Here is a 25,129-nt window from a genome sequence, read left to right as displayed (position 1 = left end):
TGCGGTCCCACCGGGACATCGTGACAGCAGACCGTATGAGACGAGAGTATACTCGAGCTGTGTCGATTCATTTTTCGGCGAATCTCGTTCGTAGACGGACTGTCGTGGCCGCTTGATTACCTAAGTGGTCCAAAAAGGTTATAATTGCCAGTGGACAAGCTGTGCGTAGAAATGCAAGCCGAACTAACACCGCTGTTCATCCCCGGCGGATTCGGGCCGATGGAGCTGGGCGTCATCCTGCTCCTTGCCATCTTGCTGTTCGGAGCCAACAAGATCCCGAAGCTGGCACGGTCGACCGGTGAAGCCATGGGTGAATTCCAGAAAGGGCGCGAAAAGGTCGAATCGGAACTCGAGGAAATGCGCGAGTCCGGAGACTACGACGAGAGTGCTGGCGGTGACGACGACGAGTTCGTCGACACGGAGCCGGTAACCAGCGAGGAAGAGACGGACGTCGAGACAGAACCCAACTGACGATTCTTTTACGCCGGGGCGTGTGGCCTAGCGGAGAGGGCAGGAGGTTCCTAACCTTCTGATCGTGGGTTCGAATCCCGCCACGCCCGTCCGCGACGAACGGACGTGAGGAGCGGACGAGCACGGAGATTCGAAACCCTACCAGGCGCGCGCAGCATCGCGAGCACGTCTGATTACGGTTCGAATCCCGTCGCGCCCGTGCAGCGAGCCACATAGTGGCGAGCGGGCCGCTACGCCTACGGTCTCTCGAGTGTGTCTCACCGTAATTGCTGCCCAGTTGCCCTCCTCGAACTGAGACGGACCGCCGTCAGACGGCTGCCTGCAGTGGATCCGGTGTGCCCGTGACCGCCTGCGTTCGGGTCGGGCCAGCGGAACAGCAGCCCGTCTGAAACCACCACGATCCCGTCGGTTCGAAGCGAAGTTGCTGCTAGACGATCGTTCCAATGAGAATGGATACCGTGGGACAGTACCAGTGGTCATCAAACCGACCGGGCCGCGATGAGACGAAGAGTCAGACTTATGAATTGAAGAGATTGCCAGCAAGCAGGGGCCGGTCAGTCAAAAACAGTCGGAGAAAATTATCAGAAATGGTAATGGGCGGATGAATTTTTTGAGGGGTGAACTTCAGTATGAATGTAATGGCTATTGACGAAGCCGACCAATCGGATGCCGGGGACTTTTCTGAGGGGGAGGCGTCCGATTCTGCGTCGGAAGAAGCACAATCCCACGAAGCAGGGCCGAGCACGAACTCGGCCGTCCGTGTCGGGGAGTACACGTGGGAGGAGTTCATGAACGAGTACGGGTATGGTGACGAGGTATCCGTCCTCTATCCGGACGAGCCCGAACCAGCCGATGCGGACGACCAGCTCGGGCTCGATACCGACGAGGAAATCGAGACGACGGTTCCCAGCAGAGACGACTGGAACCAAGTCGAGTTCGATCCGGAAACGTATCTGGGCCATCATCCGGACGACCTCGCAGACCACGTCGTGCCGATCGCCGGCGACAACGCGGACACGCTCTGGGACAGCTTCCTCGAGTACGTCGATCCAGAGACGACGCCGGTCGTCAAGGACACCTGGACGTGGGAACACTACAAGTGGGAATACTACTACAACGACGACGGGAGTCGTCCACGCGATAGCAACGGCCACATCGTTCGCCACGACAAGGAGGAGTCACTCGGCTTCGATCCCGACACGCTCGAGCAACGGCTTGCAGCCGGAAACGACGCCGCCCTCGAGCTCGACGACATCGTCGAAGAGCGGACGGTCAACATCCAAGAAGACATCGACGAGGACGAGTTCTTCTCGACGGCTGCGGACAACACCACTGTCTCGAACCGCTACGACCTCGAGAAGGCCGTCCCGATGGAGAAAAAGACCCACTTTCGCGAGGTCGAGCGCTACTGGGTGAACAAACCCTATGCTTTCGTCGTGATCTTCCATTCGGAGAAAGAGAACGAAAAGAAGTACTACATGGTCGAGCCGTACCAGAACGAGATCGAGGAGGAACTTAAGGAGTTCCTCTCGGGCAAGCTCAGGACGGCGATCAAGTACGCCGAAGAGGGCATCAAGGAGAAAGCCACGGAGGATGGCCGACGAACGGTTATAGAGGACGAAGCCCGACGCCTTCTCGAGCGATACGATCTCTTCGAGGCCACATCGGATGACACGTCGAAAGGAATTCTCGAGACGCTGCAGGGACTGCTCGACGATGAGGACGACGAGGCTGACGCCGAAGATGGCCCGCGTCAGCTCGAGGGGATCGAGGTACGCCCCGAGCCAGCGATTCTCGCGGACGATCCGGACACGCTAAGCGAGTATCAGGTTGAGAAGCTACTTTATTTGCTCAAACGCGACTTCATCGGCTACGAGCGCATCGACGGCATCAAACACGACATCAACGTCGAGGACATCTCCGTCGACGGCTACAACTCGCCGGTGTTCGTCTATCACTCCGAGTACGAACAGATCATCTCGAACGTCTACCACGGCGAAGACGAACTCGACGACTTCGTCGTCAAACTCGCCCAGCGCTCCGGAAAGGGGATCAGCAAGCGGCTTCCGCAGGTCGACGCAACGCTGCCTGACGGCTCGCGTGCCCAGCTAACGCTTGGCAAGGAAGTCTCCGACCACGGGACCAACTACACCATCCGACAGTTCAAGGACGTTCCGTTTACTCCGATCGACCTCATCAACTGGAACACCTTCAGTCTGGACGAGATGGCGTTTCTGTGGCTCGCCATCGAAAATCACAAGAGCCTGATCTTCGCCGGCGGTACTGCGTCCGGGAAGACGACCTCGCTAAACGCGGTGTCGCTGTTTATTCCCTCGAGTGCGAAGATCGTCTCGATCGAGGACACCCGCGAGGTCGAACTCCCCCAGCGAAATTGGATCGCAAGCGTCACTCGACCCTCGTTTGCCGACGACGAGCAGGGTGACGTCGACGAGTTCGACCTGCTGGAAGCCGCACTGCGACAGCGCCCCGACTACATCGTCATGGGTGAGATCCGTGGTGAGGAAGGTCGGACGCTGTTCCAGGTCATGTCGACGGGTCACACCACCTACACGACGTTCCACGCCGACTCCGTCGACGAAGTCCTCAAGCGGTTCACGACGGACCCGATCAACGTCTCGAAGACGATGTTCACCGCGCTGGATCTGGTCTCCATCCAGACTCAGACGCGGGTGCAGGGCCGAAAGGTCCGCCGGAACAAGTCACTGACCGAGATCAACCACTACGATGCCGAACACGACGAGATCAACGTTCAGGACGTCTACCAGTGGCAAGCCGAGACCGACGAGTACCTCAAGATGGGGGACTCGAACACCTTAGAGGAGATCCAGTTCGACCGCGGCTGGAGCAACGAGAAACTCAAGGAGGAACTGTTCAAACGAGAGGTCATCCTCGCGTATCTCATCAAGAACGGGCTGAACACGTACGCGCAGGTCGCCGCGACAGTGCAAGCGTTCATCAACGATCCCGACACCATTCTCACACTGATCGCGAACGGCCAACTCGAGGACAGTCTCGAGGACCTCCGTGAGATGGAAAGCGTTCTGATCGACGTCGATCAGGAGAAAGAAGAGCTCGTCCCACGTCCGGAGGCGACGAACGAGACGTACAACCTCTCGATGGACATCTTAGAGCGGGCCGAGGAGTCGCTGTTCGAGGAGTACCGGGGACAGGTACCAAGCGGTCTCGCGAGCGCACTCGGCGACGTTGAGGAAGAGAGTTCCATCGATGTCGATCGCGCTGACATCGACGAGTTCGACTTCGCCGGTGCCGTCGACGACGACGTCGACGAGGACGAGTGGGAACTCGGCGATGACTCGACAGCGTTCGCCGTCGGTGACGAGGGCATCGGCGACGAACCGGCGTGGCTCAGCGAAGACACCGGGTTCGCCATCGGATCCGACGAAGAGCGCAACGACGATACGGCGGCCACTGCTGATTCGACAGCCGATGCAGCCGGCGCTGAAACTGCCGCCGAAGCCGACGATGGCCCAAGCGCACTCGAGCCGGCACCAATCGCCGATGAAGCCGAACCGGCTACCGACTCGAACAGCGAGTCACCTGCATCGCCAGAGACAGCTCTCGAGGCGACTGACAGCGACCGTGGCGTCGAGACGGAACTGCCAACCGACGAGAGCCAACCGATGTCGGTCGAAGGCTCGACTGCTGCGAGTCAGTCCGCGGAACCGACCGACGAAACCGACGAGGCACAACCCGAGTCGACAACCTCTCCGGAAGATGACACTGGCGACGCCGACGGCGAGGATCTGGTCGGACTGTTCGACGACATGGGTGAGACGATAGACGAACTCGACGACACGGACGGCGATCAAGCAAGCGACAGCGAAGAGGCGGCTGGTCACGCGAACGCCTCCGGATTCGAGTCGATGTTTCCGGAGGACGATCTCGATTCGATCTTCGATCCGGAGTCGTCCGATGAGGGTTCGGACAGCGACTCCGGCACACAGCACAACGACGAGTCGGATGCGGCCTCGAGCGATGAGGCCGAACCGAAGCCACCGACGATCGACATCACCGACGAACCGGCGATGGATGGGGACGAGACGACGGAACCCGAGCCGGAGTCACCGACGATTGACATCGAGGGCGACACGTCGGATCCGCCCAGGGGTCAGGCGGACGCGGCTGACTCAACGGACCCTGCCGGTGGGACACGGTCAGCTGAGGCTGATACGTCAGCCGACCGGTCGACACCAGTTGATGCCGACGGAGACGATAACACGTCGATATTCGGCGACGAGACTGATTCGATCTTCAGCGATGGCGAGGCAGATACAGACGACGGCGACGACGGGTCGCTGTTCGACAGCAGCGAGACGAGCGACGACGGATCGATTTTCAAAGACGACAGCACGGACACCGACGACGCACTGGCCGACAGCAACACGGGGATCTTCGAGCCCGAAGACGAGACTGACGACGACACCGACGAGGACGGAGACGCATGAGTTTGAAAACCGACAGCAGTGGCGGCTCTGGGATGTCGGCGAGTTCCGATGCGCTGGGAGATCGCTTCTATCCGCTGTACGATCGCCTGTTCAGCGACGACAGCGAGTTCGTCGCTGACGTCGAGACGAAACTCTCCCAGGCGCGGATGACCGATACGGTCGAACTGTACCTCTCTCGATCGCTTGGTATCGGAACGATCAGCGGGCTGAGCCTTTGGCTGATCGGACTGTTGCTTGGCTACGGTCTCTTCGCGCTCGGCTTCCTCTCGAACGAACCGCTCATCGGTATGCCGGTCGGCAACGGCCTGCTGCTTACGATCATCGAGATGCTTCGCGTGCCGGCGGTCGTCTTCTTCAGCGGACTACTGTTCGGTTCGATCGGATTCGCGATCGGGTTCGGCTTGATGGTCTCGATACCCTACTCGCGCGCCTCGACCCGCAAACGCGAGATCAACATGCTGCTGACCGACTCGGTGTCGTTCATGTATGCGCTGTCGGTCGGCGGTCTGAACCAACTCGAGATCATCGAGGCGATGGCCCAGGCCGACGACACCTACGGCGAGGTCGCAAAGGAGTTTCAGAGCATTGTCAAAGAGACCGAGTACTTCGACATCGACTACCGGACGGCGATCCGGAAACAGGCCCTCGAGACGCCCAGCGACGACCTCTCACAGTTCCTGACGGACATGCTCTCGATCGTCAACAGTGGTGGTGACATGGAGAGCTTCCTCGAGGACAAGAAAGAAAAGCACATGCGCACGGCAAAGCAGGAACAGGAGCTCACCCTCGAGACGCTCGAGCTATTCGGTGAGATGTACATGACGCTGTCGCTGTTCCCGCTGTTGCTCATCATCATCATGGTCGTGATGAAGATGATCCCGAACGCCAGCGTGACGGACCAGATGCTCTATATGGTCGTCTACGCGCTGATTCCGATGATCGGGGTCGGCTTTCTCGTCCTCGTCTCGACGGTCAAACACGACGAACCCGGTGACGGCTACCTTTCGATGGGAGCGACCGACCAGCGGACCGAAACTGGACAAAACGACGGGCTGTTGAGCCTCGGACTCGTCGAGCAGTTCACCGGCGAGCACCGCGTGTTCGATCGGATCAAAAACCGCGAGGGGACCCACGAGACACTCGAGGTGCTGCGGAAACCCCACCTCTTCTTCCGTGACCATCCATTGATCACGCTCGTCGTGACCGGCCCCATCTCGGTGCTCATCGTCGTGACGGCAATGGTGACCGGATCGGCACCGACGTCGTGGGGACAGCTCCTCGAGAAACCGATCTGGGGGACAGTCATCTACCTCTACTTGCCGTTATATATCACGACGGTGCCGCTTGCGATCTTTCGCGAGTGGAACGTTCGCCATCGAAACGCGGTCGTCAACAAACTCTCGGAGGACCTGCGGAAGCTCTCGAGTTCGAACGACACTGGCTTGACGCTGCTCGAGTCGCTCAAGGCCGTCTCAGATACCACGAGCGGAAAGCTCGCTCGTGAGTTCGAGATGATGTATACGAAGGTCAACTACGGGATGAACCTGACGGAGGCGCTCATCGAGTTCAACAACAAGTATCACATCCCACGCCTCGCGCGGACGACGCGGCTCATCACTGAGGCCCAGGAGGCTTCAAATCAGATCTCGGACGTGCTTCGGACGGCTGCACGTGCAAGTGAGAACCACGACGACATCGAGCGCGAGCGCAAATCGCGCACGCGCATGCAGATCGTAATCATTATTATGACATTTATGACGGTGCTGGCAGTGATTGCGATTCTCAAAACACAGTTCATCGACACGATGGCCGGACTGAATTCCGGTGGTGGTGGAGCCAGTGCGAGCGGTGCGAGCAGTGCCAGTGGAGCGGGTGGAGGAGCGATGAGCGGAGCGAACTTGAGCGAGAACATCGATGTCGACATGCTGTCGGTGTTGTTCTTCCACGCGGTGACGCTTCAGGCGATCATGTCCGGATTCATCTGTGGCTACATTCGGGATGCCGACCTGCTGAGTGGGTTGAAATACGTTATCGGGCTGTCCTCGGTCGCACTCATCGGCTGGACACTGGTGGCCTAACATGACGTGGAAACGACCGAACGAGCGGCGTCGGTGTCAGACGAAACGTCAGCGGTCGGATACCGTCTCGAGCGGATCGACCGACCGTGGGCAGACCACCCAAGACTTCGCCGTCGGAATCGGGATTTTCCTGCTGGCGATCGCGTTCGTCTTCTCGTTTCTGCCGACGATCATGATGCCGTTTGACTCGTCAATCAGTGGTGCAGAGACGGCACAGGCAGATCGGATCGCGAGTCACATGATCAATAATACATCGACGGAAACGGCCAACAATATCAGTGCGGATGAATTCAACAAAACATACACGAAAGATGACCTGACAGCTGAGCTTGGGCTTCGCCAAACGGATAATGTGAACGTGACCGTCGTGCGTCTCGAGAATGGGACTATCCTTACACCTTCAGACGAGTGGTCCGGCGGCGATATCTACGACAACCAGTCGGCGGCCAGTTCGGCCCGAATCATCACCACTGATCACGGCAGCTGTGATCCCGCATGCAGACTTATCGTGAGGGTATGGTGATCATATGTCTCGAGCAGACTCCACAGCGATGTCCGGTGGTGATCGGGGACAGGCCTACACGCTCGAGGGACTCATCGGAGCGATGGTTGTCCTGATGGCAGTCCTGTTTGCACTCCAATCGGCAGTGATCACGCCGACGACGGGTGGGTTAAACGACCGGACGGTCCAGGCACAGGTCCAACAGGAGGCCCAGGATGCGTTAGTCGTCGCTGCGAACAACGAAAGTGAGGGGCTCTCGCATATGATCCGTCACTGGAACACTACCAACGGTGAATTCGAAAACGCGTCGGGTCCAAAAGTAGATGGCAACGTGACGTACACGGCGAAGAATTTCAAAGGCAACTTCACGCTTGGTTACATATTGGAAGAACGATTCGCTGAGAACGGGCAGAATTACAACGTTGAAGCACACTACGAAAACGGTACTGCCGAACGCGATCACAAGACGCTCTTGTATCAGGGGAGCCCGCCGTCGGGCGCCGTGACGGCGAGTTATACTGTCACGCTATATAATGTAGAAAACACGACGGGTAGCTCTAAGGAACGCCTCCCAGCGGTTGATAATCCTGTGATTCCAGAACAGAATACGGAGAGTCCGGTTTACAACGTGGTCGAAATCAGGGTGATCGTATGGTAAGCGACGACCGAACGCGCGGACAGGTGATCCTTATCGGTGCGCTCTCGCTGGCATTTATTATCCTCGGGATTGTCGTCGTTTTCAACGGCGTCCTCTACACCGAGACGCTCTCGTCTGTCACGACTGGACAGGGTGTGAGCGATGCGAGCGTGACTGAACAAGAGATCAAACACGGTATCGGGTGTCTGATTGATCAAGACCCGGGGAATGCCAGTGAAAAGAACCTCTCAAAATTCAGCACTTCCTATCAAAATACAACAGTTAACTCAGAATCTTCAATCGTTTCTATTAGCTCTAACCGTATAAACTCGAGTGCGTTCAATATAACAATTGAATACGATTCAGCCGACGGAACATACACGAAAGAAAATCTGACGATCAACGGTACTGAGGACTGTCCAGCATGATCGAAACGAAAACTCGAGAGCGCGGCGTCTCGATCAGTATCACACACGTCCTGGCGCTCGGGATCACGACCATCCTCGTCGCCATGCTCTTGATCAGCGCCAGTACGATGCTCGAGACGGAACGGGATCGCAACACCGAGGCCTCGCTCGAGACGATCGGTGAACGGATCGCACACGACATCGGCGTCGTCGATCAGGCGATCGAGGCCTCGAGCGATCAGATGACAGTGACAACTGATCAACCCCGGCAGGCCGGGAACGCGAGGTATACCGTGACGCTGCTCGACAGTTCTACGTGTGCGGAGGCTCCGCTGCTCGACGGGTCGACCGCCTGTCTCCACCTGACTGCTGACGGGACGGATGCGGAGGCATACGTGCCGATCAAGAACGAGACGGCCATCGATAGCGGGGAGTCAGTCCACGGGGGACGAATCGAGATCAGTTACGACGGCACTGAAATAACGATCACGGGTGAAAACTAATGGGGGGTGCTCGTGCTGGTATCGACCCGACGCCAAACGGCGACGAGCGTGGTGTCTCGGACGTACTCGCGTTCATGCTGGTCTTCGCGATGATCCTCGGATCCGTCATCCTGATGTCGACGACCGGGATGATGGCGATGCAGGGGTATCAAGAGGGCGAACAGTCTCACAACGCCCAACGGGCGATGCAGTCACTCGCAGCGAACTTCGACGACGTGCTCAGATACGATGGGGTCACGGAACGATACGGGGAACTCTCTTTGCGGGGCGGGACGATCACGACCGACAATAGCGGGACGATGGTTAATATCACGGTCAATGGCACCTCTCTCAACGGGTCGCACGATCTCGGCACGTTCACGTATGAAACGGAGTCGGGCGTAATCGCATACGAAGGCGGTGGCCTGATACGAGCCACTGAGAGCGGCAACAGCGTCTTTCTCGAGGAACCGGCACTCACGTGTAACTCGGACACGGCGCTCGTCTCGCTCGTGAAAATCAACTCAGAGAGTCGTTCGATACAGAGCGACGGCACGCTCGGTGTCACGATAACACGGACCGAACGCAACCGAACGGTCTACGATGTCGACAACGTGACGGTCAATGTCGACAACTTGACGACGAAGTACGACCAAGCGTGGAACTCCATCGGTGAGGACGGCGATGGTGAATGGACGTGCGATGCGGATCAGGTGGCCGTGACCGTCGTGACGGTCGACATCGACTACTGAACGCTATTGCTTCTCGTCCCAGTCACCCGTCAGCATCGCTCGCAGTCCCGCCCGTTCGGCCAGCGCCTCCACTCGAGCGGCACGGTCGTCGATGTCACCGACCGTTTCGAGACAGAGACCGTTCGAGAGTTGTGCCGGAGCGCCCATCGGAGAGCCATCAGCGTGGGCGGGGTCGGCATTCAAGACTGTTTCATCGAGTTCCGTCGGAGACCAGGGCACTTCGACGCCGGAGAGGCCATGCTCGAAGAGGTACTCGGCGGCTTCGACGAGGGCTCCCGTCGACGTCGAGTGACCGATCGCCCCGATCGAGCCACGGTCGTTGAAAAACCGGGCGACGTATTCGCCGTTTTCGGCCGCTGCCTCAGCTTCGTATTCGCTCTCATCTGCGATGGATACGTCGCTGTCGTCACTGTCACCTGTTCGAGCCGCGTCGTCAGCTCGCTTGTTGGGGGGCGCGCGACCGTCCGGCTCCGTCACAGCCGACGTACTATCGTCGGTGCCCGCTGACTCGCTGAATCGTATCGAGATGTCTGCCGTCGTCTCGGTTGTCTCGAGGGACTCGCCAGCGAACGCGACGATGAGTCGATCGAGCAGGCTGTCGACTGCCGCCTCGAGTTCGTCGGTATAGGGGTCGCTTTCGTCGATGGTGTCGGCGAGTCTGTCGGTGATCGACTCGCCGAGTGTCGGTCGTTCGACGGCGAGTTGCCGGGCGACGTGAGCCCGTGTGTGGCGTCCGAGACGCTGGCCGAGCGCCATACGTGAGTAGCGTTCGATCACCGATTGGTTGGCGTCGAAATCGGTGAGTTCGAGCGCGCAGTAGTCGACCTCGCTCGAGCCGGCCAGCAGGAGGTACTTGCGACCGTTCGTGTAGATCGCGCGGTCGACGCCGGACCACGCCATCGCCGACTGGAGGGCGTTCGCTCGCGACCCATCGAGCGACTCGCTGGCGGATTCGACGGCGACGAACAGGGCAGGAACGGACTCGACGGTCAGGACGTACTCGAGCGGGGTGTCGTCGACGACATGGTCGGTCAGACACGAGTCGGCACGAACGCTCCAGCCAAGCGTCTCGAGGAAGGGCTCGACGAGCCAGTTGCGGGTTTCCTGTTTAGTTGCCGGCGGCGAGGAATCGACCAGCGTCGCGGCGCGGGCAACGAACGAGCGAAGGTCGAGGGAAGGCATTCGGTGGACCTATTCCGTGAGCAGACATGTAACGCCCGGTTGGCTTCCAGTTTCCGAACAAACAACGGTGGGGTTCGTCAGGAATTCGAGCGGTGATCGGGCCAGCCGGCGTGGGTCGCCTCGCCGTCCCGCTGGTAAATGCGCAAGCGGGCCTCACAGACGGTAAACGCAGACTTGAGCGTCGGTGGAATCGTCTCGGCTTTCCCGATGACGAGATAGCCATCAGGTCGAAGCGAGCGCGCAATCGTCTCGAGCATCGATTCTTTGTACGCGTTGTCGATGTAGATAAACAGGTTGCGACAGACGACGAGGTCGAACCCCGACTTCGGGCCGTCATTGATCAGGTCGTGTCGGCGGAAGCGGACGTTTCGTTTGATTTCGTTGCTGATTCGGAAGGTCCGCTCGTCGACGTCGACGTAGCGATGGTAGTCGTCGAGAAAGGAGAGTTGGTCGTCTAGGTCGACGGTCCGGGACTCCTCGTAGACACCCTTGCGGGCCGTCTCGAGGGCCGGTTCACTAATATCGGTTCCGAGAACCGCGATCGACGAGTCGTCGATCTGGGGGTCGTCGTGGGCGAGCATCGACAGCGAGTACGGTTCCCGACCGTCGGCACAGGCGGCACTCCAGACCCGAACGGTGCCGTTCGTCTCGGAGAGGCGCCGGAGGATCGTTCGAATGCCCGACCAGACATCGGGGTTGCGAAAGAAGCCCGTGACGTTGATGCTCAGTGCCTCGAGCAATGCCTTCTGTTCGTCGGAATTGGCTCGCAGTTTCTCGAAGTATGCCTCGTAGGTCTCACATTGGGTGCGACGCATCCGTGAAGACACCCGCCGGTCGAGATAGCTGTCGTTGTAGTGGCTCGTCGCGAAGGCCAGTTCGTCCTCGACGAACGTGAGGATGTCTGTGAACGCGCCGTCGTCGCCGGTGCTGTCGGCGTCGAGACTGGCATCACCTGCGCCGTCGATCACAGCTCCGTCACTCCGTTATCGCCGTTCGAGGTCTTGACGATGAGCGTTCCCGTTCCCGGCGTGAACTCGACGGTTCGCCCGTGGTCACCGCCGGTATCTTCGGCCTCGAGGGGGACGCCGAGTTTCTCGAGTTCGGCTTTCGCGGCGGCGACGTTTCGCTGGCCGACGCCCTCGCCGAAGCTCTCGAACTCGAACATGTCGCTGCCGCCAGCGATTTTCGCCTCGACGTCGGTGTAGTGAGCACCCTGCTCGACCATCCGGCGAAGCAGGGCGCGGATCGCCGTATCGGCGTATTTGCCGGGTTTGCGGTCGCTGTTGTCCGCGGCATCGCCGTCGGGTAACATGGCGTGGGCCAAGCCACCGATCCCCGATTTGGGATCGTAGAGCGCGATCGCCAGACACGACCCCAGTCCGTAGGACTTGAGCGTGTCGTCGCCGTCGCTGATAGCCAGCTCCGAGATGCCGACCTGGACTGGCGTCGGTGCCCCTGGTTCGGTGCCGTAGGTCTTCATGTGTTATCGACTTCCTGGAACTCCGCCGTCGTCGGCGTCTCCTCGATCCGATCGACCTCGAGATTGTTCAGTGCCCGTTCTAAATCCGACTCGTCGGGGATTGCGTACACCTGACAGTCGAACTCGCGACCGTCGGCGACGACGATCGTGTCGAAGACGAACGCAAAGTCCTGGTTTTCGCCGAGCTGGATGATGACGGGATCGACAGCCGCAGCGCCGATATCGTGGATGAACTCCGGCGTCGAGTGGTCGATCGTCGTATCGAGGACGTTCGCCCAGCCGTCGAGGAAGCCACTGGCCATGATGTTGCCCAGTTCCTTGATCGCGCTGGTCCCCATCTCGCCGAAGCCGTCCTCGTCGACCTCCATGGGAACCATCGCGTCGACGATCTCGTGGGCCGACTCCTCGTCGAACAAGAAGAGCAGATAGCCACTCGGCATCCCGTCGAACTCGAAGGCAGCGCCAACGAGTTTCTCGTTCGCTACCTGCTCGGGGATCGCCTCGAGCGAGACGAAGTTGAGCCGACGGATCTCGACGCTAGTGTCGATCCCGGTCAGCGTCGTCGCGGTCTCGGCGACCTCTTCGGCCCCTCGTTCGGCCATCCGGTCGAAGCCTTCGAGTTTGTCGTATTCGATCCCGTCGCTGGTTCGAAGCCGCTCTAGGAGCCGCGACATCGACTCGCGTTTCGGCAAGAGGTAGTGGTTGAAGCCGACCTCGGTGCCGACGGTCTCGATCCGGCTCTGGAAGAGCAAGGCGAGATCGTCGTCGGACGGTGCCTCGTCGATGTCGCCGAAAAACGGCTCGGCGGTCTGCCCTTCGACGAACTCCGGCGTCGAGACATCGATGACCGCCTCGAGGACGTCGGCCCAGCCGTCGATGAAGCCGCTGTTCATGATGTGGCCGACCTCGGTCGCGGCGCTTTCGGTCATCTCGTCGAACTCGTCGATGTCGCCGACATCGGCGTCGACATCGGCGTCCGGCCCCGCTTCCGAGAGCAGCGTTTCGACGACCCGGAGTGCGCTCTCGCGCTCGAAGACGACGATCGAGTACCCCTCGATCGCGCCGGTCAGTTTGACCCGGACGCCGACCTTTTCGGACCCGTCTTCGAAATCGTGGCGAATCTCTTCGCCACGCATGAAGTTGAGTTTGGTCACGCCCAGCTGCGTTTCGACGCCGAGCATATGTGTGAGCCGCCCCGCCGCGAGGCCGGCCCCCTCTCGAGCCATCCGGTAGAACGTTCCAAGTGCGTTGACGTCGAGTTTCATGCGGTTTGGACGTCGATACCGTTGACCATTTCGACGAATTCCTCCAAGTCGGGGAAGGCGTAGATCTCAGCTTCGATCTGGTAGCTGGGGACTGCCAGATCCGAATCGAAAAACAGCGCGAGATCGTCGCCGCCGAGACTTGCTGTCCGGGTGACGATGTCACCCGCGGGTGCGTAGACGAGCTGTGGCGCGGCGATGTCGATCGCACGACCGAGGACATCGGCCCAGCCGTCGATGAAGCCGCTGGCCATCATGTTGCCCATCTCCTCGACGGCGCTTCTGGCCATCTTGCCGGAGACGTCGTTCATATCGTCGACGACGTCACGCAGCATGATCGCCGTGATCTTCTTCGCGCTCGTCTCGGGGAAGAGGATGAGGATGTGTCCGTGCGGTTCGTCGAGCAGTCGGACGCGGACGCCGAGTCGTTTCCCACCCTCGAGTTGGGACTCGATGTCGTCAACGTCGATGAAGTTCGTCTTGGTCACCTCCATCTGGGCGTCCTCGCCGGTCAGTTTACTCATGTTGTCGGCGACGCCGTTCGTTCCGACTTTCGCCATCTCGTTTATGAAGCTCAGCTTTCGAATGTCGACCATCATCGTCATGGGTTCCTCCGTAGGGTTGGATGTTCGCGTTCGTTCATAGTGTCGTCACGTCCAGAATACTGACTACCTCTCCCCGTCCCCGAACCGTCGCACCGCTGATCCCCGGGACGCCGCTCATGAAGCCTTCGAACGGCTTGACGACGACCTCCTGTTGGCCGCGGATCTCGTCGCAGTGTAAGGCGACCTCGCGGACCTCATCACGGATGCGGACGACCATCCCCTCGTCGTCCACACCGGACTCTGGCGTCTCGAGGACGTCAGCCAGCGAGACGACCGGGTAGTCGCCGACCTCGCCGGGGAGGACGGCCTCGCCGTCGACGGTTTCGATCGCTCTGGCGGATTCGACGTCGCGAACGGCCTTGGTCGGGACGCCGAACTCCTCGCCGCCGCTCTCGACGAACAGGATCTCGTCGATCGCGACGGTCACGGGGAGCGTCATCGTGACGGTCGTCCCCGCATCCGCCTCGCTGTCGATCGAGACCGTCCCCTCGAGGTCCTCGACCGTCCGCTTGACGACGTCCATGCCGACGCCGCGACCGCTGACGTCGGTCACCTCGTCGGCCGTCGAGAGGCCGGGATGGAAGATGAGGTCGTAGACCTCCTCGTCGGCCATCGCGGCTGCCTCGTCTTCTGTGAGCACGTCGGCGTCGACCGCTTCCGACCGCAGTCGGTCGGGATCGAGGCCACTCCCGTCGTCTTCGACCGTGATCGTCACGCGGTCGCGTTCGCGCTCGGCGTGGACCTCGACGGCCCCTTCCGGGGGTTTGCCGGCCGCCTCGCGTGCGTCAGGCGATTCGATCCCGTGGTCGACGGCGTTGCGAACCAGATGGATCAGCGGGTCGCCGATGCGATCGAGGATACTCCGGTCGAGTTCGACATCTTCGCCGGTCATCTCGAAGGCGACCTGCTTGTCCTGGTCGCGTGCGATGTCGCGGACGACCCGTGGCAAGCGGTTCGTCACCGTCTCGAGGGGGACCAGCCGGATGTCCATCACCGTCTCCTGGAGGTCGCCGGTCAGATCAGACAGCGCATCGAGTTCCGTCTTGAGCGCGCCGTCATCGCTGTCGGACTCGGCGGCGTGCCGGAGGCGAACGCGGCTCGTTACCAGCCCTTCGACGAGCGTCAGGAGCGTATCGATCTGTTCGATGTCGACGCGAACTGACTGAATCTCGTCTCCCTCGTCGTCTGCGTCCTGCTCGTCGTCTCGCTCGGGGATCTCGATATCCGGAATCTCGAGGTCGGGTTCGTCGACGATCCGCACAACGCCGTCATCGGTCGCGCCGGCGTTCGAATCGGTCGCATCGCTACCGAACGACGCCGTCGACTGCGCGCTCGAGTCGTCGCTCGTCACCGAGTCGGTCGTCGCGTCGAATCCAGCATCGGCGCTGTCGAACGCCTCGGTCCCGGCGAACACGTCGTCGTCGTCGAACGATGCAGTCGTCGACTCGAACGGATCCGACTCGTCGCTCGTCGACTCGAACGTGTCATCGACAGGTGTCGATGGCTCGAACGCGTCGGTATCTGCATCCGCTGGTTCGAACGCGTCATCGATGTCCGTCCCGAACGACTCGTCGGCGACAGCGTCGCCGTCATTGTCTGCTTCGGTGGGATCGAGTCCGTCGGCGGGTTCGAAGCCAGTGTCGGTGGTGTCGATGTCATCGTCGCCTGCCTCGGTGGCAGTCTCGAACCCGTCAGCAGCTTCGAAACCGGTGTCGTCTGCGTCGACATTAGCCTCATCGGCGACCGCTGGTTCGTCACCGTCGTCGGTCGACTCCTCGTCGCCGATCGTCTCGGTTGACGGCTCGTCTTCGAGAGCGGCCTCGCTGGCCGTCTCGTCAGCGACCGACGCTTCGTCCGTGTCGGCTGTCGCTGTCGCCCCATCGTCGACGATGGGGGCTTCGTCTTCTCCGTCGATCGGCTCGAGATCGGCCTCGTCTTCGTCCGACGAGTGACGGTCGTCGCTGTCGGTGTCGACCAGCGTATCGACATCGAAATGGTCGGTGGCTCCGCCGGCATCGGTGTCGGCGACGTCGTCGGATTCTGCATCAACCAGCACGTCGTCGACCGCGCTCTCGGATGCACCCTCGGCTTCGAGAAACGACTCGTCGTCGGCGTCCTCGCCGAGGAGTTCGTCCATGCCGACTTCTTCCTCGTCGTCGAACTCGTCGAACTCAAGTTCGTCGAGTTCGTCCTGCAGTTCGTCGAAGCCGACCATCTCGACTTCGTCTTTGAGTTCGTTGAAGACCGCACTGGCGTCGTCGACGTCGTCGGCCTCGGCGTCCGTCTCCGTATCGCCCTCGTCTACCGTTGACGCGGTCGATTCGGCATCCGAACCGTCGTCAGCCTCGGTGCCGTCGTCGGCCAGCGGTTCGTCCGTGAGGGCTTCGTCGTCGAGCAGGTCATCGAACGAGCCGGCTTCGCCCATGTCGTCGAAGGCCGCGAGGTCGTCGTCGTCGATGTTCTCGACCTGTTCGTCCAGATTGTCGAACTCGTCGAACTCGTCGAGGAGTTCGTCGACCTCGAGTTCCTGGGCCTCTGCTGCGGAAATATCGTCGCCCTGGCCGGCGTCAGCTTCGGGTTGGGCCGGCTCGTCGGGGGTCTCGAACCGGTCGGTCACGTCGACGATTTCGAAGTCGGCGACCTCGTCGACCGGCTCGAGCCCGGAGGCGATCGCGGCTTCGCCGACGGCGGTGGCGAAGACGGCATCGAAGCGGTCGCCGTACTCGTCGGCGTCGATCCGAGACCGGGGTGGAGCAGTACCGATCAGATCGAAGGCGTCGATCAACGCCTCGACGACTAGCGTTCCGTTGTTGACTCCCTCGCGCTCGGCGATCGCGAGCCGGGCGAGGTAGACATCGTAGGTGTCGTCAGCCGGCGGATCGAACCGAGAACACACCGCGTCGATCTCGTCGTCCGAGGGGACGGTGAGTCCCGTCTCGGCCTCGTCGTCCGCGCCGTCGAGGCGGCTCCGAAGCGCGTCGATCGTCGCTGACGGATCGGTCTCGATCTCGCCGTCTGCGGCGACCTCGTCGACCATCGTCTCGAGTTCGTCGACGGCGTCGAAGATGTCGTCCATCAGCCCCGGGGACACCTCGAGGTCGTCACCGCGGACGGCGTCGAGGACGTCCTCGATCGCGTGGGCGAGGTCGCTGGCCGACTCCAGGCCCATCGCCCCGCAGTTGCCCTTGAGCGTGTGGGCGATCCGGAAGATGTTGTCCATCGCATCCTCGTCGTCGGGATCGCGCTCAAGGGTCAGCAAGGCGTTGTTCAGTTCCGTAATCCGTTCTTCGCTTTCCTGCACGAAGTCTGTCAGATAATCAGTCATCGTTCTCACCGTCCGTCGTGAGCGCGTCGACGATGGCATCGACGATCCCGTCTGCGGGTTCGACCGTGTCGACACAGCCGGTTTTGATTGCCTGACAGGGGATGCCAAAGACCGGGCTCGTGGCCTTATCCTGTGCGATCGTGTCGCCCCCGGCGGCTTTGATCGCCTCGATACCGGCCGCGCCATCGAAACCCATCCCGGTCAGCACGACACCACAGAGCCCGCTTGTGACCTCCTCGGCGGCGCTTTCCATCGTCACGTCGATCGACGGTCGCACGCCGTGGACTCGCTCGCCGTCGCTGAGCCGCAAGCGCAGACAGCCGTCGACCGCGGTGGCAACCTCGAGATGGGAGTCACCCGGTGCGACTGCGACGTCGCCGGGCTCGAGCCACTCGCCGTCGGACGCCTCGAAGACGTCGTACGCGCTGTGTGTGTCGAGCCGATCGGCGAAGCGATCCGTGAATCCGGGGGGCATATGCTGGACGACCAGCACTTTCGCCTCGAGGTCGACCGGCAGTTGCTCGAACAGGCGTTCGACGATCTTCGGGCCGCCGGTCGACGCACCGAGGACGATCGTCGGCGCGGTCGTCCGCTCGGTGGGAAGCGACGCTGTGTTCTCGTCGGCCTCCGACGACGGCTCGATTCCGGGGCGTGCGTTCGGGCCGACTGTCCCCGTCCCGTGATCGTCGTGTACCTGCACGTCGGCACTGCCGCCGGCGACGGCGTTTCCGGTGGCGGTGCCCTGCCCTTGATTGCCGGCGAGTCTCGAGCGGGTCGCGTGGGCCGTCGCAGTCGCCCGCGCGAGCGCCACCGTCGAGACGTTCGCGTCGGCGAGCTCGTCGACTTTCGTGACGACCTCGTCGGAGAGCTGGACGATAGTCCGCGAGTCGGAGCCATCGGGTTTGTGCAGAAAGTCGACAGCACCGCGCTCTAAGGCATCGAGTGTCGCCTCGGCCCCGCGTTCGGTGTGGGCGCTGAGCATGAGAATCGGGGCCGGATTCGTCGTCATGATCCGTTCAACGGCGTCGATGCCGCCTAACTCGGGCATCTCGACGTCCATCGTGATGACGTCTGGATCGAACGTCCCGGCGAGTTCGACGCCCTCCGTGCCGTTGGCTGCCGTTTCGATCTCGTAGCCAGCCTCGCCGAGTGCGTTGCCGATGACTGTCCGCATGAACCTCGAGTCGTCGACAACGAGTACTCTCGTCATGCAGCGACGACGTCTGAGAGGGCCTTTCTGACGCTGGGTTCTTCGAACGGTTTCGTCACGTAGCCGTCCGCACCAGCCTTCACGGCGAGCTTCATCTTCTCACGCTGTCCGACGCTCGTACACATGATGACACGGGCGTCCGGATCGATCTTCTTGATCGCCGCGGTCGCCTTGATGCCGTTGCACTTGGGCATCACGATGTCCATCATGACGACGTCGGGGTCGCGTTCTTTGTACATTTTGACGGCTTCTGCCCCGTTGGACGCCTCTCCGACGATGCGGTACTCTTGTTCCAGAATCTGGCGTAATAAGTTTCGCATAAAATGAGAGTCGTCCACGATGAGCACCCCTGTCGACATTCAGTAGTACACCAAATTCTCGTAGCAATACAACTACCATAAATGCTGTCTCCCCATTATCAGTTGTGATAAACCTCGTCGACGGCCCGGACCGTCCGCTCCGAACGCGGTATCGAGTGCGTCCGGTCGCGGCGGCGCATTTACTATCTGTTACTCCGAGTGTCACACTGACTATACAGTTCGGTACCAGTGACTCACCGCTGGCCAGACGCCAACAGCAATCGTTCAGTATCAATAAGTGCGGTCGCCTCGACGACGACCTCCTGTGTCCCGTCATCGATCCCGTTTACATCGGGTTCGTCGCTGGCGTCTTCTGCCGATTCGATCTCGAACGTCTCGCCAATCGAGCCGCCGAACCCACCACCTGCGTCATCAGCCGACGACAGCGCCGTCGCGTCACCGATGCCAGTCTCGAAGACGCCAGCGCCGTCATCGGAGCCACCCGACGTCACGTCCGTCGTCTCGTCAGACTGGGATCGGTCGTGTTCCTGCGTGACGAGTGCGACGACTAGGGGATGCTCGAGGGCATCGCCGGAGAGGGGACTGTCGGCGACACTGTCGTCATCGATTACGTTGCTCTCGGAGACGACTTCGACGCCGAGCACGTCGTCGACGCGGATCGCAGCCGACTGCTGGTCGCTCGGGCGGTCGAATACGACCAGTCGCTCACGGTCCGTTTCGACCTCGGGGGTTGGGAAGTGCACCCGCGGGTCGATGACTGCCGTAATCTCACCGCGAAGGTCCATCAGCCCCTCGATCGCAGGCGGCGTTCGTGGTACTCGAGTCACCTCCGTGGGCGGTTCCGTGACCGTTCTGACCACGTCGACCGGCAGGGCGAATCGGTACTCACCGACGGTGACGAAGACGAACTGAACGAAGTCCTCGTCCTCGCCGTCGGCGCCGCCCGACTCGCGGGAGCTGTCGGCGCCATCGATATCGATTCCGAGAAGCTTGTCTGAGAGATCCGGGGCCATCGTCCTGTTCGTGTATCAGAGCCCACCAATAAAACGTTGACTCCGACGTGTGTGTTCAGTTGGTTTATATATCGCCGTCGTTACCAGCTGGTTGAACGATTCGGAGCGTTCATTTTCTCCGTCGACTGTGTTCAAAGCAAATGGAACCGGCACCGAACCACGATGGGGCAACCGCCGACGAACAGGTGACCGTCCTCACGTTCGACCTCGAGGACCGACGCTACTGTGTCAGCGCCGAGTCGGTCGCCTCAGTTCTCGGGATCGCGGACGACTCCGCACTCGCAGACGCCGATGATCCGTGGAACGCGGGGGCGATCACCGCTGCCGGCGAGCGGATCAGAGTGGTCGATCTCCCGCGGGTGTTCGGAGCCTCGTTTCACACCACGGCCCGTATCGATGCACCGAAACTACTGGCTTTCGATACCACTGACGACGACGGACGGTATTACGGCTGGCTCATCGACGACGTGGGGACGACCAGCGACATCCGACTCGGCGCGGTTGAGCCACCACAGGTGAACACAACATACGTCAAAGGCCGCATCGAGATCGCAGACAGGGAAGTCGTCTGGCTCGACGAGCGAACGATGCACGGCTGAGCCGGGCTGCAGTCACGAGCGACCGTGGGACCGCGACCGCTCTGCGGTCCCACTGACTGACGGGAGTCCGTATGAGGCCGATTCGATCGCTGACCGCTCAACGCGTCGGAACCTGTCTCTGCTGTAAACGACTAGACTCACCACGTCGGTCGATCTCGAGGGGCTCGCAGGCGGTGGCAGTCGGGAAGACGTAACTCAGATCGCCATTGCCGGGCAGTGTAAGGGTGTCCCAGACCACGGACGGTGTCGGGACGCCGACTACAGCAGTCCTGGCGGTCCGCCTCCGCCGTCGGAATCGTCGTCGAGATCGATGCCGAACTCCTCGCGCTGTTCGCGAAGTCGCTTGATCTGCCGGTAGTAGTAGCCGATCCCGATGGTACCGAGGAATCCGACCACACCAACGAGGCCGAGGAACAGCGGAATGTCACGCGCGAGGTAGTATCGCAGCGAGATCGCGCGATCCGCGTCGATCTCGTCCCAGGAGAGGCGTACCTGTCCGTCGACGACCTCGCGTTCGTATCCGTTCGGCGAGATCTCACCGAACAGGAAGTTCGACGCGCGGTGGTTCTCGGGCAGTCGCACCTCGTAGGAGCCTGTGACGTACGCTGGCTGCCGGAACGTCTTGCGTCCGGCATCGCCCGAGAACGCGAGCGTGCCGTTCTCGTCGGGGACGGTGACGGTCGTCTCCGATCCGCCCTGTTCGATCTCGAGGTCCGAGCCGTTGACCACGGTCCCGTTTGGATACCAGTAGCGAACGCTGTAGATATCCAGCGGCTCCTGGCTGTAGATCGTCGACTGGGACAGCGAGAGTTCCTCGGTTCCGTTTAAGTCGTAGACGGTTCGGTACTCACCGCCGCCGAGGAGGTCGCCGTCCTCGAGTGCGATCGTGACGTCGGCGTCGCCGCCGCGGACGTCGCTGTAGTTCTGTTCGCGGTCGAGTTGCTCGTCTGAGATACCGCCGGAAAACGCCGCACAGCCGGCTCCCATCAACAGCAGGGCGACCGCGACCGTCGCGAACACGAGCCGGCGATTCATACTAGGGAACGACACAGCGCAGTTCGGCCGGGAGATACTCGCCGACGCTCGCGAGTAGCCCCGGCGGGTCGGTGTCTTCGGTACAGACGACGCTTTGCTCGAGCAAGCCGAGTCGCTCGACGGTGACGTAGTCCTGTGCGTGACCGGCTCGGTTGAGCGTGGCCCGCACTTCCGCGCGGGTGGCACTGTTGACGTTGAGGCGACCGTCGCCACGGGTCCACTCGTAGAGGCGGTCCTGTGTCTCCTCGGCGAGCCGAGACGGTTCGTCGTCGCCGTAGACGAACTGCAACGGCATGTGCTGGACCAGCCCGTACCGGTCGCGGATCTGCGTCGCCGATCCCGGGCCGAGCCCGAGTTCGTCGGTCTGAATCCGGACGCCGTCGCCCTGTCCTGCATCGAGGACGAAGCCGTCGTCGTCCCAGGACTCGAGCGTGCCGACGTAGGTCTCACCGGCCTCGAGGTCGGGGACGATCTCGCCGAACTCCTCGCGGAGGACGTTGCGCGCGACGGTGGCGTCGTCGCCCTCGATCGTCACCGACGGGAAGTCGTCGTGGCGCACACCGATATCGAATTCGACGTCGAGGTCGCCGACCTCGTTGTTGACAAGCGAGCGCAACGAATCGAGCGAGCGCTCGCGGGCGTCACCTTCGACGTACAGTTTGGTTGCGAGTACGACCATTAGGCGTCCGCGTCGATGTTGAGTTCGTCCTCGAGCGAATCGAGGCGGTCGTCCATCGCGTTGACCAGGCGGTCGTTTTCCATCGATTCAAGCGGCGAGCCACATTCGGGACACTCGAAGCCGAAGTCCATCGCCTCGCCGAACTCGAAGCGGATGGAACAGATCTCACAGAGGTAGAACTCGTGGTTGCGCTCGTACTCCCGGCGCTCTTCTAGGGCGTCGTGGAGCCGGTACATCTCCTCTTCTAGGTTTTCCGGAATGTTGTCGTACTCGAAGGTCCAGAGGTAGGTCAGCCACCCCGAGTCCTCGTCGCGCAGCCGTCGATAGGTCGCGAGATCGTTCTCGTAGAGAATGAACAGCGCGCGCCGCACGTCGTTTAACTCGAGGTCGAGTTCCTCGGCGAGTTCCTCGTCGGTCACCTCGCCGTCCGGTGGTGCCGCTGCGACGGGCATCCCCGTGGGACCGACCAGCTCGTGCAAATATTTCTGAATTACTGGGTCCTCGAGCAGGTCCTCAAAAGCCATTGCCTACACGTAACGGCATGAAGCCATTAAGTCTTGTTAACTCCCGCGCATCATGTCTCGCCGCGTCGCGAGGAGACAACCACCTCAGTCGTGGTGCTCCTCGTCGTCGTCGGCCGGCACGACCCGCTTGCCCGTCTCCATCGGGATCACCGTTCGATCGGCGTCGGCCCACTCCTGCTCGAGTTCGCGGCCCTCGAACAATCGATCGAGGAAGACGGCCAGCCCCGCGACTTCGGAGTGGGGCTGGTTGGTGACGCCGACGTTCCAGTCGGCTTCCTCGTAGACATCGAAGGTAACCTTCTCGGAGCCGACCACGAGCAAGAGCGGCTCGCCCTCGCTGTCGTGGACCGTCCGGATCTCGGCGTCGACGTCCTGGACGCGTTCGCCGTACATCGTGAGGTGGACGACCTTGCCCTCCCAGTTGCGGATGACGGCGTGGGGGGAATCGGTCAGTTCGGCGTCGAAGGGGCCGCCAAAGCGGTCGGTGATGTCTCTGACAGTCTCGAGCGATTGGCCGGCGTTGTCGGGAAAGAGGACGCGGTCGGCACCCAGTGCCCGCGCGGTCAGGCCGACGTGGGACGTCATCCGCTCGTCCCGACCGGGGCGGTGGCCGAGCCGAAGGACGGCGACCTCGCTGTCGTCGTGCATGCTCGCACCCACTCTCGGAGCGGGTTAGGGGGTTTCGCTTTCGATCCGCTCGAGCGGGTCGGACTCGCAGGATCGGTATCGGTAAGACGGGGCCACCCCACAGGGCGACCATGAACGTCACTATCACGCCCTCGCGCGTCGCCGGGACGGTGCGGGCACCGCCATCGAAGAGCTACACCCACCGGGCTATCCTCGCAGCGGGCTACGCCAGCGAAGCGACCGTCCGCGACGCGCTCTGGAGCGCTGACACGCAGGCGACCGCCCGCGCCGTCGAACTGTTCGGCGGCGATGTCGACCAGCGCGACGACGGCACGCTCGAGGTCGACGGTTTCGACGGCCGCCCCGACGTGCCGGCGGACGTCATCGACTGTGCGAACAGCGGCACGACGATGCGGCTCGTCACCGCGGCGGCGGCGCTCGCTGACGGCACGACCGTCTTGACCGGCGACGAGTCGCTGCGCTCGCGCCCGCAGGGGCCGCTGCTCGAGGCCCTCGACGATCTCGGTGTGGAAGCGGATAGCACACGGGGGAATGGGCAGGCCCCGCTGGTCGTCACCGGTCCGCTCGCGGGCGGCGCGGTTTCGATTCCGGGTGACGTCTCCTCGCAGTACATCACCGCCTTGCTGATGGCCGGTGCGGTCACCGACGAGGGAATCGAACTCGACCTCGAGACAGAGCTCAAGTCCGCGCCCTATGTCGACATCACGCTCGAGGTGCTCGCCGATTTCGACGTCGACGCGCACAAGACGGAGACCGGCTTCGCGGTCGACGGCGGGCAGTCCTACGCGCCCGCGGGCGGCGAGTACGCGGTCCCCGGCGATTTCTCGTCGATCTCTTACCCGCTGGCGGCGGGTGCGATCGCTGCCGCCGAGGGCGAGACGGTCCGCATCGACGGTGCCCACCCCAGCGCACAGGGCGACAGCGCGATCGTCGAGATCGTCGAGCGCATGGGTGCCGATGTCGACTGGAACCGAGACGCAGGGTCGATCGACGTCTCCGGAGCGTCACTCGAGGGTATCGAGGTCGACGTGGAGGATACACCCGACCTGTTGCCGACGATCGCGACGCTGGGGGCCGTCGCCGACGGCGACACACGGATTACGAACGCCGAGCACGTCCGCTACAAGGAAACCGACCGCGTGAGTGCGATGGCCGAGGAGTTAGGCAAGATGGGCGTCGAGACCACCGAAGAACAGGACTCGCTGACGATCCACGGCGGCACGTCGGCACTCGAGGGGGCGACCGTTTCGGGCCGCGACGACCACCGGATCATCATGGCGCTCGCGCTTGCAGGACTGGTCGCAGACGGCGAGACAACCATCGAGGGGGCCGACCACGTCGACGTCTCCTTCCCCGGCTTCTTCGGCATGCTCGAGGAGTTGGGCGGTACCCTCGAGCGACAGCCGTAAGACACCTAGACGGTCGACACAC

The 25,129-nt window shown here is 61.7% G+C and carries 23 protein-coding genes and 1 tRNA gene; 11 read left to right on the top strand and 13 right to left on the bottom strand.

The features are described from left to right. Positions 1 to 171 precede the first annotated feature (171 nt). The 9 genes from ACERI1_RS03230 to ACERI1_RS03190 all read left to right on the top strand — a co-directional run bounded on the left by ACERI1_RS03230 (position 172) and on the right by ACERI1_RS03190 (position 9,816). On the top strand, positions 172 to 471 hold the full coding sequence (locus ACERI1_RS03230; protein ID WP_373616589.1) for a twin-arginine translocase TatA/TatE family subunit: 300 nt from the start codon (positions 172 to 174) through the stop codon (positions 469 to 471). Positions 472 to 487: 16 nt separating this feature from the next. Beyond that, positions 488 to 560: transfer RNA gene (locus tag ACERI1_RS03225), tRNA-Arg, on the top strand. 549 nt (positions 561 to 1,109) lie between these two features. Continuing rightward, positions 1,110 to 4,958: an ATPase, T2SS/T4P/T4SS family gene (locus ACERI1_RS03220; protein WP_373616588.1), complete on the top strand. Its 3,849-nt coding sequence runs from the start codon at positions 1,110 to 1,112 to the stop codon at positions 4,956 to 4,958. Further along, the gene (locus ACERI1_RS03215; RefSeq protein ID WP_373616587.1) at positions 4,955 to 7,036 is read left to right on the top strand and encodes a type II secretion system F family protein; all 2,082 of its coding nucleotides are present in this window, start codon (positions 4,955 to 4,957) and stop codon (positions 7,034 to 7,036) included. Before ACERI1_RS03220 ends, ACERI1_RS03215 begins: the two co-directional genes overlap by 4 nt. Before the next feature lies 1 nt (position 7,037). Further along, positions 7,038 to 7,559: a hypothetical protein gene (locus ACERI1_RS03210; RefSeq protein ID WP_373616586.1), complete on the top strand. Its 522-nt coding sequence runs from the start codon at positions 7,038 to 7,040 to the stop codon at positions 7,557 to 7,559. 28 nt (positions 7,560 to 7,587) lie between these two features. Beyond that, entirely contained in the window at positions 7,588 to 8,196 is a 609-nt protein-coding gene (locus tag ACERI1_RS03205) for a hypothetical protein (RefSeq protein ID WP_373616585.1), read from the top strand. Further along, positions 8,190 to 8,603, top strand: a complete 414-nt coding sequence (locus tag ACERI1_RS03200; protein WP_373616584.1) for a hypothetical protein — start codon at positions 8,190 to 8,192, stop codon at positions 8,601 to 8,603. Before ACERI1_RS03205 ends, ACERI1_RS03200 begins: the two co-directional genes overlap by 7 nt. Continuing rightward, on the top strand, positions 8,600 to 9,085 hold the full coding sequence (locus tag ACERI1_RS03195; RefSeq protein WP_373616582.1) for a hypothetical protein: 486 nt from the start codon (positions 8,600 to 8,602) through the stop codon (positions 9,083 to 9,085). The genes ACERI1_RS03200 and ACERI1_RS03195 overlap by 4 nt, the downstream gene beginning before the upstream one ends. After that, the gene (locus ACERI1_RS03190) at positions 9,085 to 9,816 is read left to right on the top strand and encodes a hypothetical protein (protein WP_373616581.1); all 732 of its coding nucleotides are present in this window, start codon (positions 9,085 to 9,087) and stop codon (positions 9,814 to 9,816) included. The genes ACERI1_RS03195 and ACERI1_RS03190 overlap by 1 nt, the downstream gene beginning before the upstream one ends. Positions 9,817 to 9,819: 3 nt before the next feature. Here the strand turns inward: ACERI1_RS03190 and ACERI1_RS03185 are convergent, their stop codons facing one another. The 9 genes from ACERI1_RS03185 to ACERI1_RS03145 all read right to left on the bottom strand — a co-directional run bounded on the left by ACERI1_RS03185 (position 9,820) and on the right by ACERI1_RS03145 (position 20,213). Then, positions 9,820 to 10,998 carry a hypothetical protein gene (locus tag ACERI1_RS03185; RefSeq protein WP_373616580.1) on the bottom strand — a complete coding sequence of 393 codons (1,179 nt, stop codon included), beginning with the start codon at positions 10,996 to 10,998 and terminating at the stop codon, positions 9,820 to 9,822. Positions 10,999 to 11,075: 77 nt separating this feature from the next. Continuing rightward, the gene (locus tag ACERI1_RS03180) at positions 11,076 to 11,966 is read right to left on the bottom strand and encodes a protein-glutamate O-methyltransferase CheR (protein WP_373616579.1); all 891 of its coding nucleotides are present in this window, start codon (positions 11,964 to 11,966) and stop codon (positions 11,076 to 11,078) included. After that, a complete protein-coding gene (locus ACERI1_RS03175) occupies positions 11,963 to 12,478 on the bottom strand; it encodes a chemotaxis protein CheD (protein ID WP_373616578.1) in 516 nt (171 codons plus the stop codon). The genes ACERI1_RS03180 and ACERI1_RS03175 overlap by 4 nt, the downstream gene beginning before the upstream one ends. Continuing rightward, the gene (locus ACERI1_RS03170) at positions 12,475 to 13,743 is read right to left on the bottom strand and encodes a chemotaxis protein CheC (RefSeq protein WP_373616577.1); all 1,269 of its coding nucleotides are present in this window, start codon (positions 13,741 to 13,743) and stop codon (positions 12,475 to 12,477) included. The genes ACERI1_RS03175 and ACERI1_RS03170 overlap by 4 nt, the downstream gene beginning before the upstream one ends. After that, positions 13,740 to 14,345 carry a chemotaxis protein CheC gene (locus ACERI1_RS03165; protein ID WP_373616576.1) on the bottom strand — a complete coding sequence of 202 codons (606 nt, stop codon included), beginning with the start codon at positions 14,343 to 14,345 and terminating at the stop codon, positions 13,740 to 13,742. Before ACERI1_RS03165 ends, ACERI1_RS03170 begins: the two co-directional genes overlap by 4 nt. A gap of 34 nt (positions 14,346 to 14,379) precedes the next feature. Then, complete coding sequence (locus ACERI1_RS03160; RefSeq protein WP_373616575.1) at positions 14,380 to 17,670, bottom strand: Hpt domain-containing protein; 3,291 nt, start codon at positions 17,668 to 17,670, stop codon at positions 14,380 to 14,382. After that, positions 17,663 to 18,880 carry a chemotaxis-specific protein-glutamate methyltransferase CheB gene (gene cheB, locus ACERI1_RS03155; protein ID WP_373616574.1) on the bottom strand — a complete coding sequence of 406 codons (1,218 nt, stop codon included), beginning with the start codon at positions 18,878 to 18,880 and terminating at the stop codon, positions 17,663 to 17,665. Before cheB ends, ACERI1_RS03160 begins: the two co-directional genes overlap by 8 nt. Beyond that, positions 18,877 to 19,239, bottom strand: a complete 363-nt coding sequence (gene cheY, locus ACERI1_RS03150; protein ID WP_373616573.1) for a chemotaxis protein CheY — start codon at positions 19,237 to 19,239, stop codon at positions 18,877 to 18,879. Before cheY ends, cheB begins: the two co-directional genes overlap by 4 nt. A gap of 194 nt (positions 19,240 to 19,433) precedes the next feature. Beyond that, complete coding sequence (locus tag ACERI1_RS03145) at positions 19,434 to 20,213, bottom strand: chemotaxis protein CheW (protein ID WP_373616572.1); 780 nt, start codon at positions 20,211 to 20,213, stop codon at positions 19,434 to 19,436. A 140-nt stretch (positions 20,214 to 20,353) separates the two neighbouring features. Between ACERI1_RS03145 and ACERI1_RS03140 the strand changes: the two genes are divergently transcribed. Next, positions 20,354 to 20,812, top strand: a complete 459-nt coding sequence (locus ACERI1_RS03140; protein WP_373616570.1) for a chemotaxis protein CheW — start codon at positions 20,354 to 20,356, stop codon at positions 20,810 to 20,812. Between the two features lie 258 nt (positions 20,813 to 21,070). On the opposite strand, the gene ACERI1_RS03135 is transcribed toward ACERI1_RS03140, so the two are convergent. The 4 genes from ACERI1_RS03135 to ACERI1_RS03120 all read right to left on the bottom strand — a co-directional run bounded on the left by ACERI1_RS03135 (position 21,071) and on the right by ACERI1_RS03120 (position 23,698). Then, positions 21,071 to 21,847 carry a DUF5803 family protein gene (locus ACERI1_RS03135; protein ID WP_373616569.1) on the bottom strand — a complete coding sequence of 259 codons (777 nt, stop codon included), beginning with the start codon at positions 21,845 to 21,847 and terminating at the stop codon, positions 21,071 to 21,073. Between the two features lies 1 nt (position 21,848). Beyond that, positions 21,849 to 22,526: a DUF2110 family protein gene (locus ACERI1_RS03130; protein WP_373616568.1), complete on the bottom strand. Its 678-nt coding sequence runs from the start codon at positions 22,524 to 22,526 to the stop codon at positions 21,849 to 21,851. Next, positions 22,526 to 23,050, bottom strand: coding sequence for a transcription factor (locus ACERI1_RS03125; RefSeq protein WP_373616567.1), 525 nt, complete (start codon positions 23,048 to 23,050; stop codon positions 22,526 to 22,528). Before ACERI1_RS03125 ends, ACERI1_RS03130 begins: the two co-directional genes overlap by 1 nt. 84 nt (positions 23,051 to 23,134) lie before the next feature. Further along, positions 23,135 to 23,698: a tRNA (cytidine(56)-2'-O)-methyltransferase gene (locus tag ACERI1_RS03120; RefSeq protein ID WP_373616565.1), complete on the bottom strand. Its 564-nt coding sequence runs from the start codon at positions 23,696 to 23,698 to the stop codon at positions 23,135 to 23,137. A 110-nt stretch (positions 23,699 to 23,808) separates the two neighbouring features. On the opposite strand from ACERI1_RS03120, the gene aroA reads away from it, so the two are divergent. Next, positions 23,809 to 25,107, top strand: a complete 1,299-nt coding sequence (gene aroA, locus ACERI1_RS03115; RefSeq protein WP_373616564.1) for a 3-phosphoshikimate 1-carboxyvinyltransferase — start codon at positions 23,809 to 23,811, stop codon at positions 25,105 to 25,107. Positions 25,108 to 25,129 lie beyond the last annotated feature (22 nt).

The sequence above is a fragment of the Natrinema sp. HArc-T2 genome (assembly GCF_041821085.1).
Lineage (GTDB): Archaea > Halobacteriota > Halobacteria > Halobacteriales > Natrialbaceae > Natrinema.
Note: the sequence above shows the minus strand (reverse complement) of the source record. Positions and strands in the feature narration are given on the sequence as shown.

Bases quoted from the DNA above. Each gene is read 5' to 3' on its own strand.
- ACERI1_RS03215 (WP_373616587.1), top strand. From the start codon at position 4,955: ATGAGTTTGAAAACCGACAGCAGTGGCGGCTCTGGGATGTCGGCGAGT.
- ACERI1_RS03140 (WP_373616570.1), top strand. From the start codon at position 20,354: ATGGAACCGGCACCGAACCACGATGGGGCAACCGCCGACGAACAGGTG.
- ACERI1_RS03205 (WP_373616585.1), top strand. From the start codon at position 7,588: ATGTCCGGTGGTGATCGGGGACAGGCCTACACGCTCGAGGGACTCATC.
- ACERI1_RS03175 (WP_373616578.1), bottom strand. From the start codon at position 12,478: ATGAAGACCTACGGCACCGAACCAGGGGCACCGACGCCAGTCCAGGTC.
- ACERI1_RS03160 (WP_373616575.1), bottom strand. From the start codon at position 17,670: ATGACTGATTATCTGACAGACTTCGTGCAGGAAAGCGAAGAACGGATT.
- ACERI1_RS03135 (WP_373616569.1), bottom strand. From the start codon at position 21,847: ATGAATCGCCGGCTCGTGTTCGCGACGGTCGCGGTCGCCCTGCTGTTG.
- aroA (WP_373616564.1), top strand. From the start codon at position 23,809: ATGAACGTCACTATCACGCCCTCGCGCGTCGCCGGGACGGTGCGGGCA.
- ACERI1_RS03210 (WP_373616586.1), top strand. From the start codon at position 7,038: ATGACGTGGAAACGACCGAACGAGCGGCGTCGGTGTCAGACGAAACGT.
- ACERI1_RS03200 (WP_373616584.1), top strand. From the start codon at position 8,190: ATGGTAAGCGACGACCGAACGCGCGGACAGGTGATCCTTATCGGTGCG.
- ACERI1_RS03170 (WP_373616577.1), bottom strand. From the start codon at position 13,743: ATGAAACTCGACGTCAACGCACTTGGAACGTTCTACCGGATGGCTCGA.
- ACERI1_RS03220 (WP_373616588.1), top strand. From the start codon at position 1,110: ATGGCTATTGACGAAGCCGACCAATCGGATGCCGGGGACTTTTCTGAG.
- ACERI1_RS03120 (WP_373616565.1), bottom strand. From the start codon at position 23,698: ATGCACGACGACAGCGAGGTCGCCGTCCTTCGGCTCGGCCACCGCCCC.
- ACERI1_RS03230 (WP_373616589.1), top strand. From the start codon at position 172: ATGCAAGCCGAACTAACACCGCTGTTCATCCCCGGCGGATTCGGGCCG.
- ACERI1_RS03185 (WP_373616580.1), bottom strand. From the start codon at position 10,998: ATGCCTTCCCTCGACCTTCGCTCGTTCGTTGCCCGCGCCGCGACGCTG.
- ACERI1_RS03125 (WP_373616567.1), bottom strand. From the start codon at position 23,050: ATGGCTTTTGAGGACCTGCTCGAGGACCCAGTAATTCAGAAATATTTG.
- cheB (WP_373616574.1), bottom strand. From the start codon at position 18,880: ATGACGAGAGTACTCGTTGTCGACGACTCGAGGTTCATGCGGACAGTC.
- cheY (WP_373616573.1), bottom strand. From the start codon at position 19,239: ATGTCGACAGGGGTGCTCATCGTGGACGACTCTCATTTTATGCGAAAC.
- ACERI1_RS03165 (WP_373616576.1), bottom strand. From the start codon at position 14,345: ATGACGATGATGGTCGACATTCGAAAGCTGAGCTTCATAAACGAGATG.
- ACERI1_RS03195 (WP_373616582.1), top strand. From the start codon at position 8,600: ATGATCGAAACGAAAACTCGAGAGCGCGGCGTCTCGATCAGTATCACA.
- ACERI1_RS03190 (WP_373616581.1), top strand. From the start codon at position 9,085: ATGGGGGGTGCTCGTGCTGGTATCGACCCGACGCCAAACGGCGACGAG.
- ACERI1_RS03130 (WP_373616568.1), bottom strand. From the start codon at position 22,526: ATGGTCGTACTCGCAACCAAACTGTACGTCGAAGGTGACGCCCGCGAG.
- ACERI1_RS03145 (WP_373616572.1), bottom strand. From the start codon at position 20,213: ATGGCCCCGGATCTCTCAGACAAGCTTCTCGGAATCGATATCGATGGC.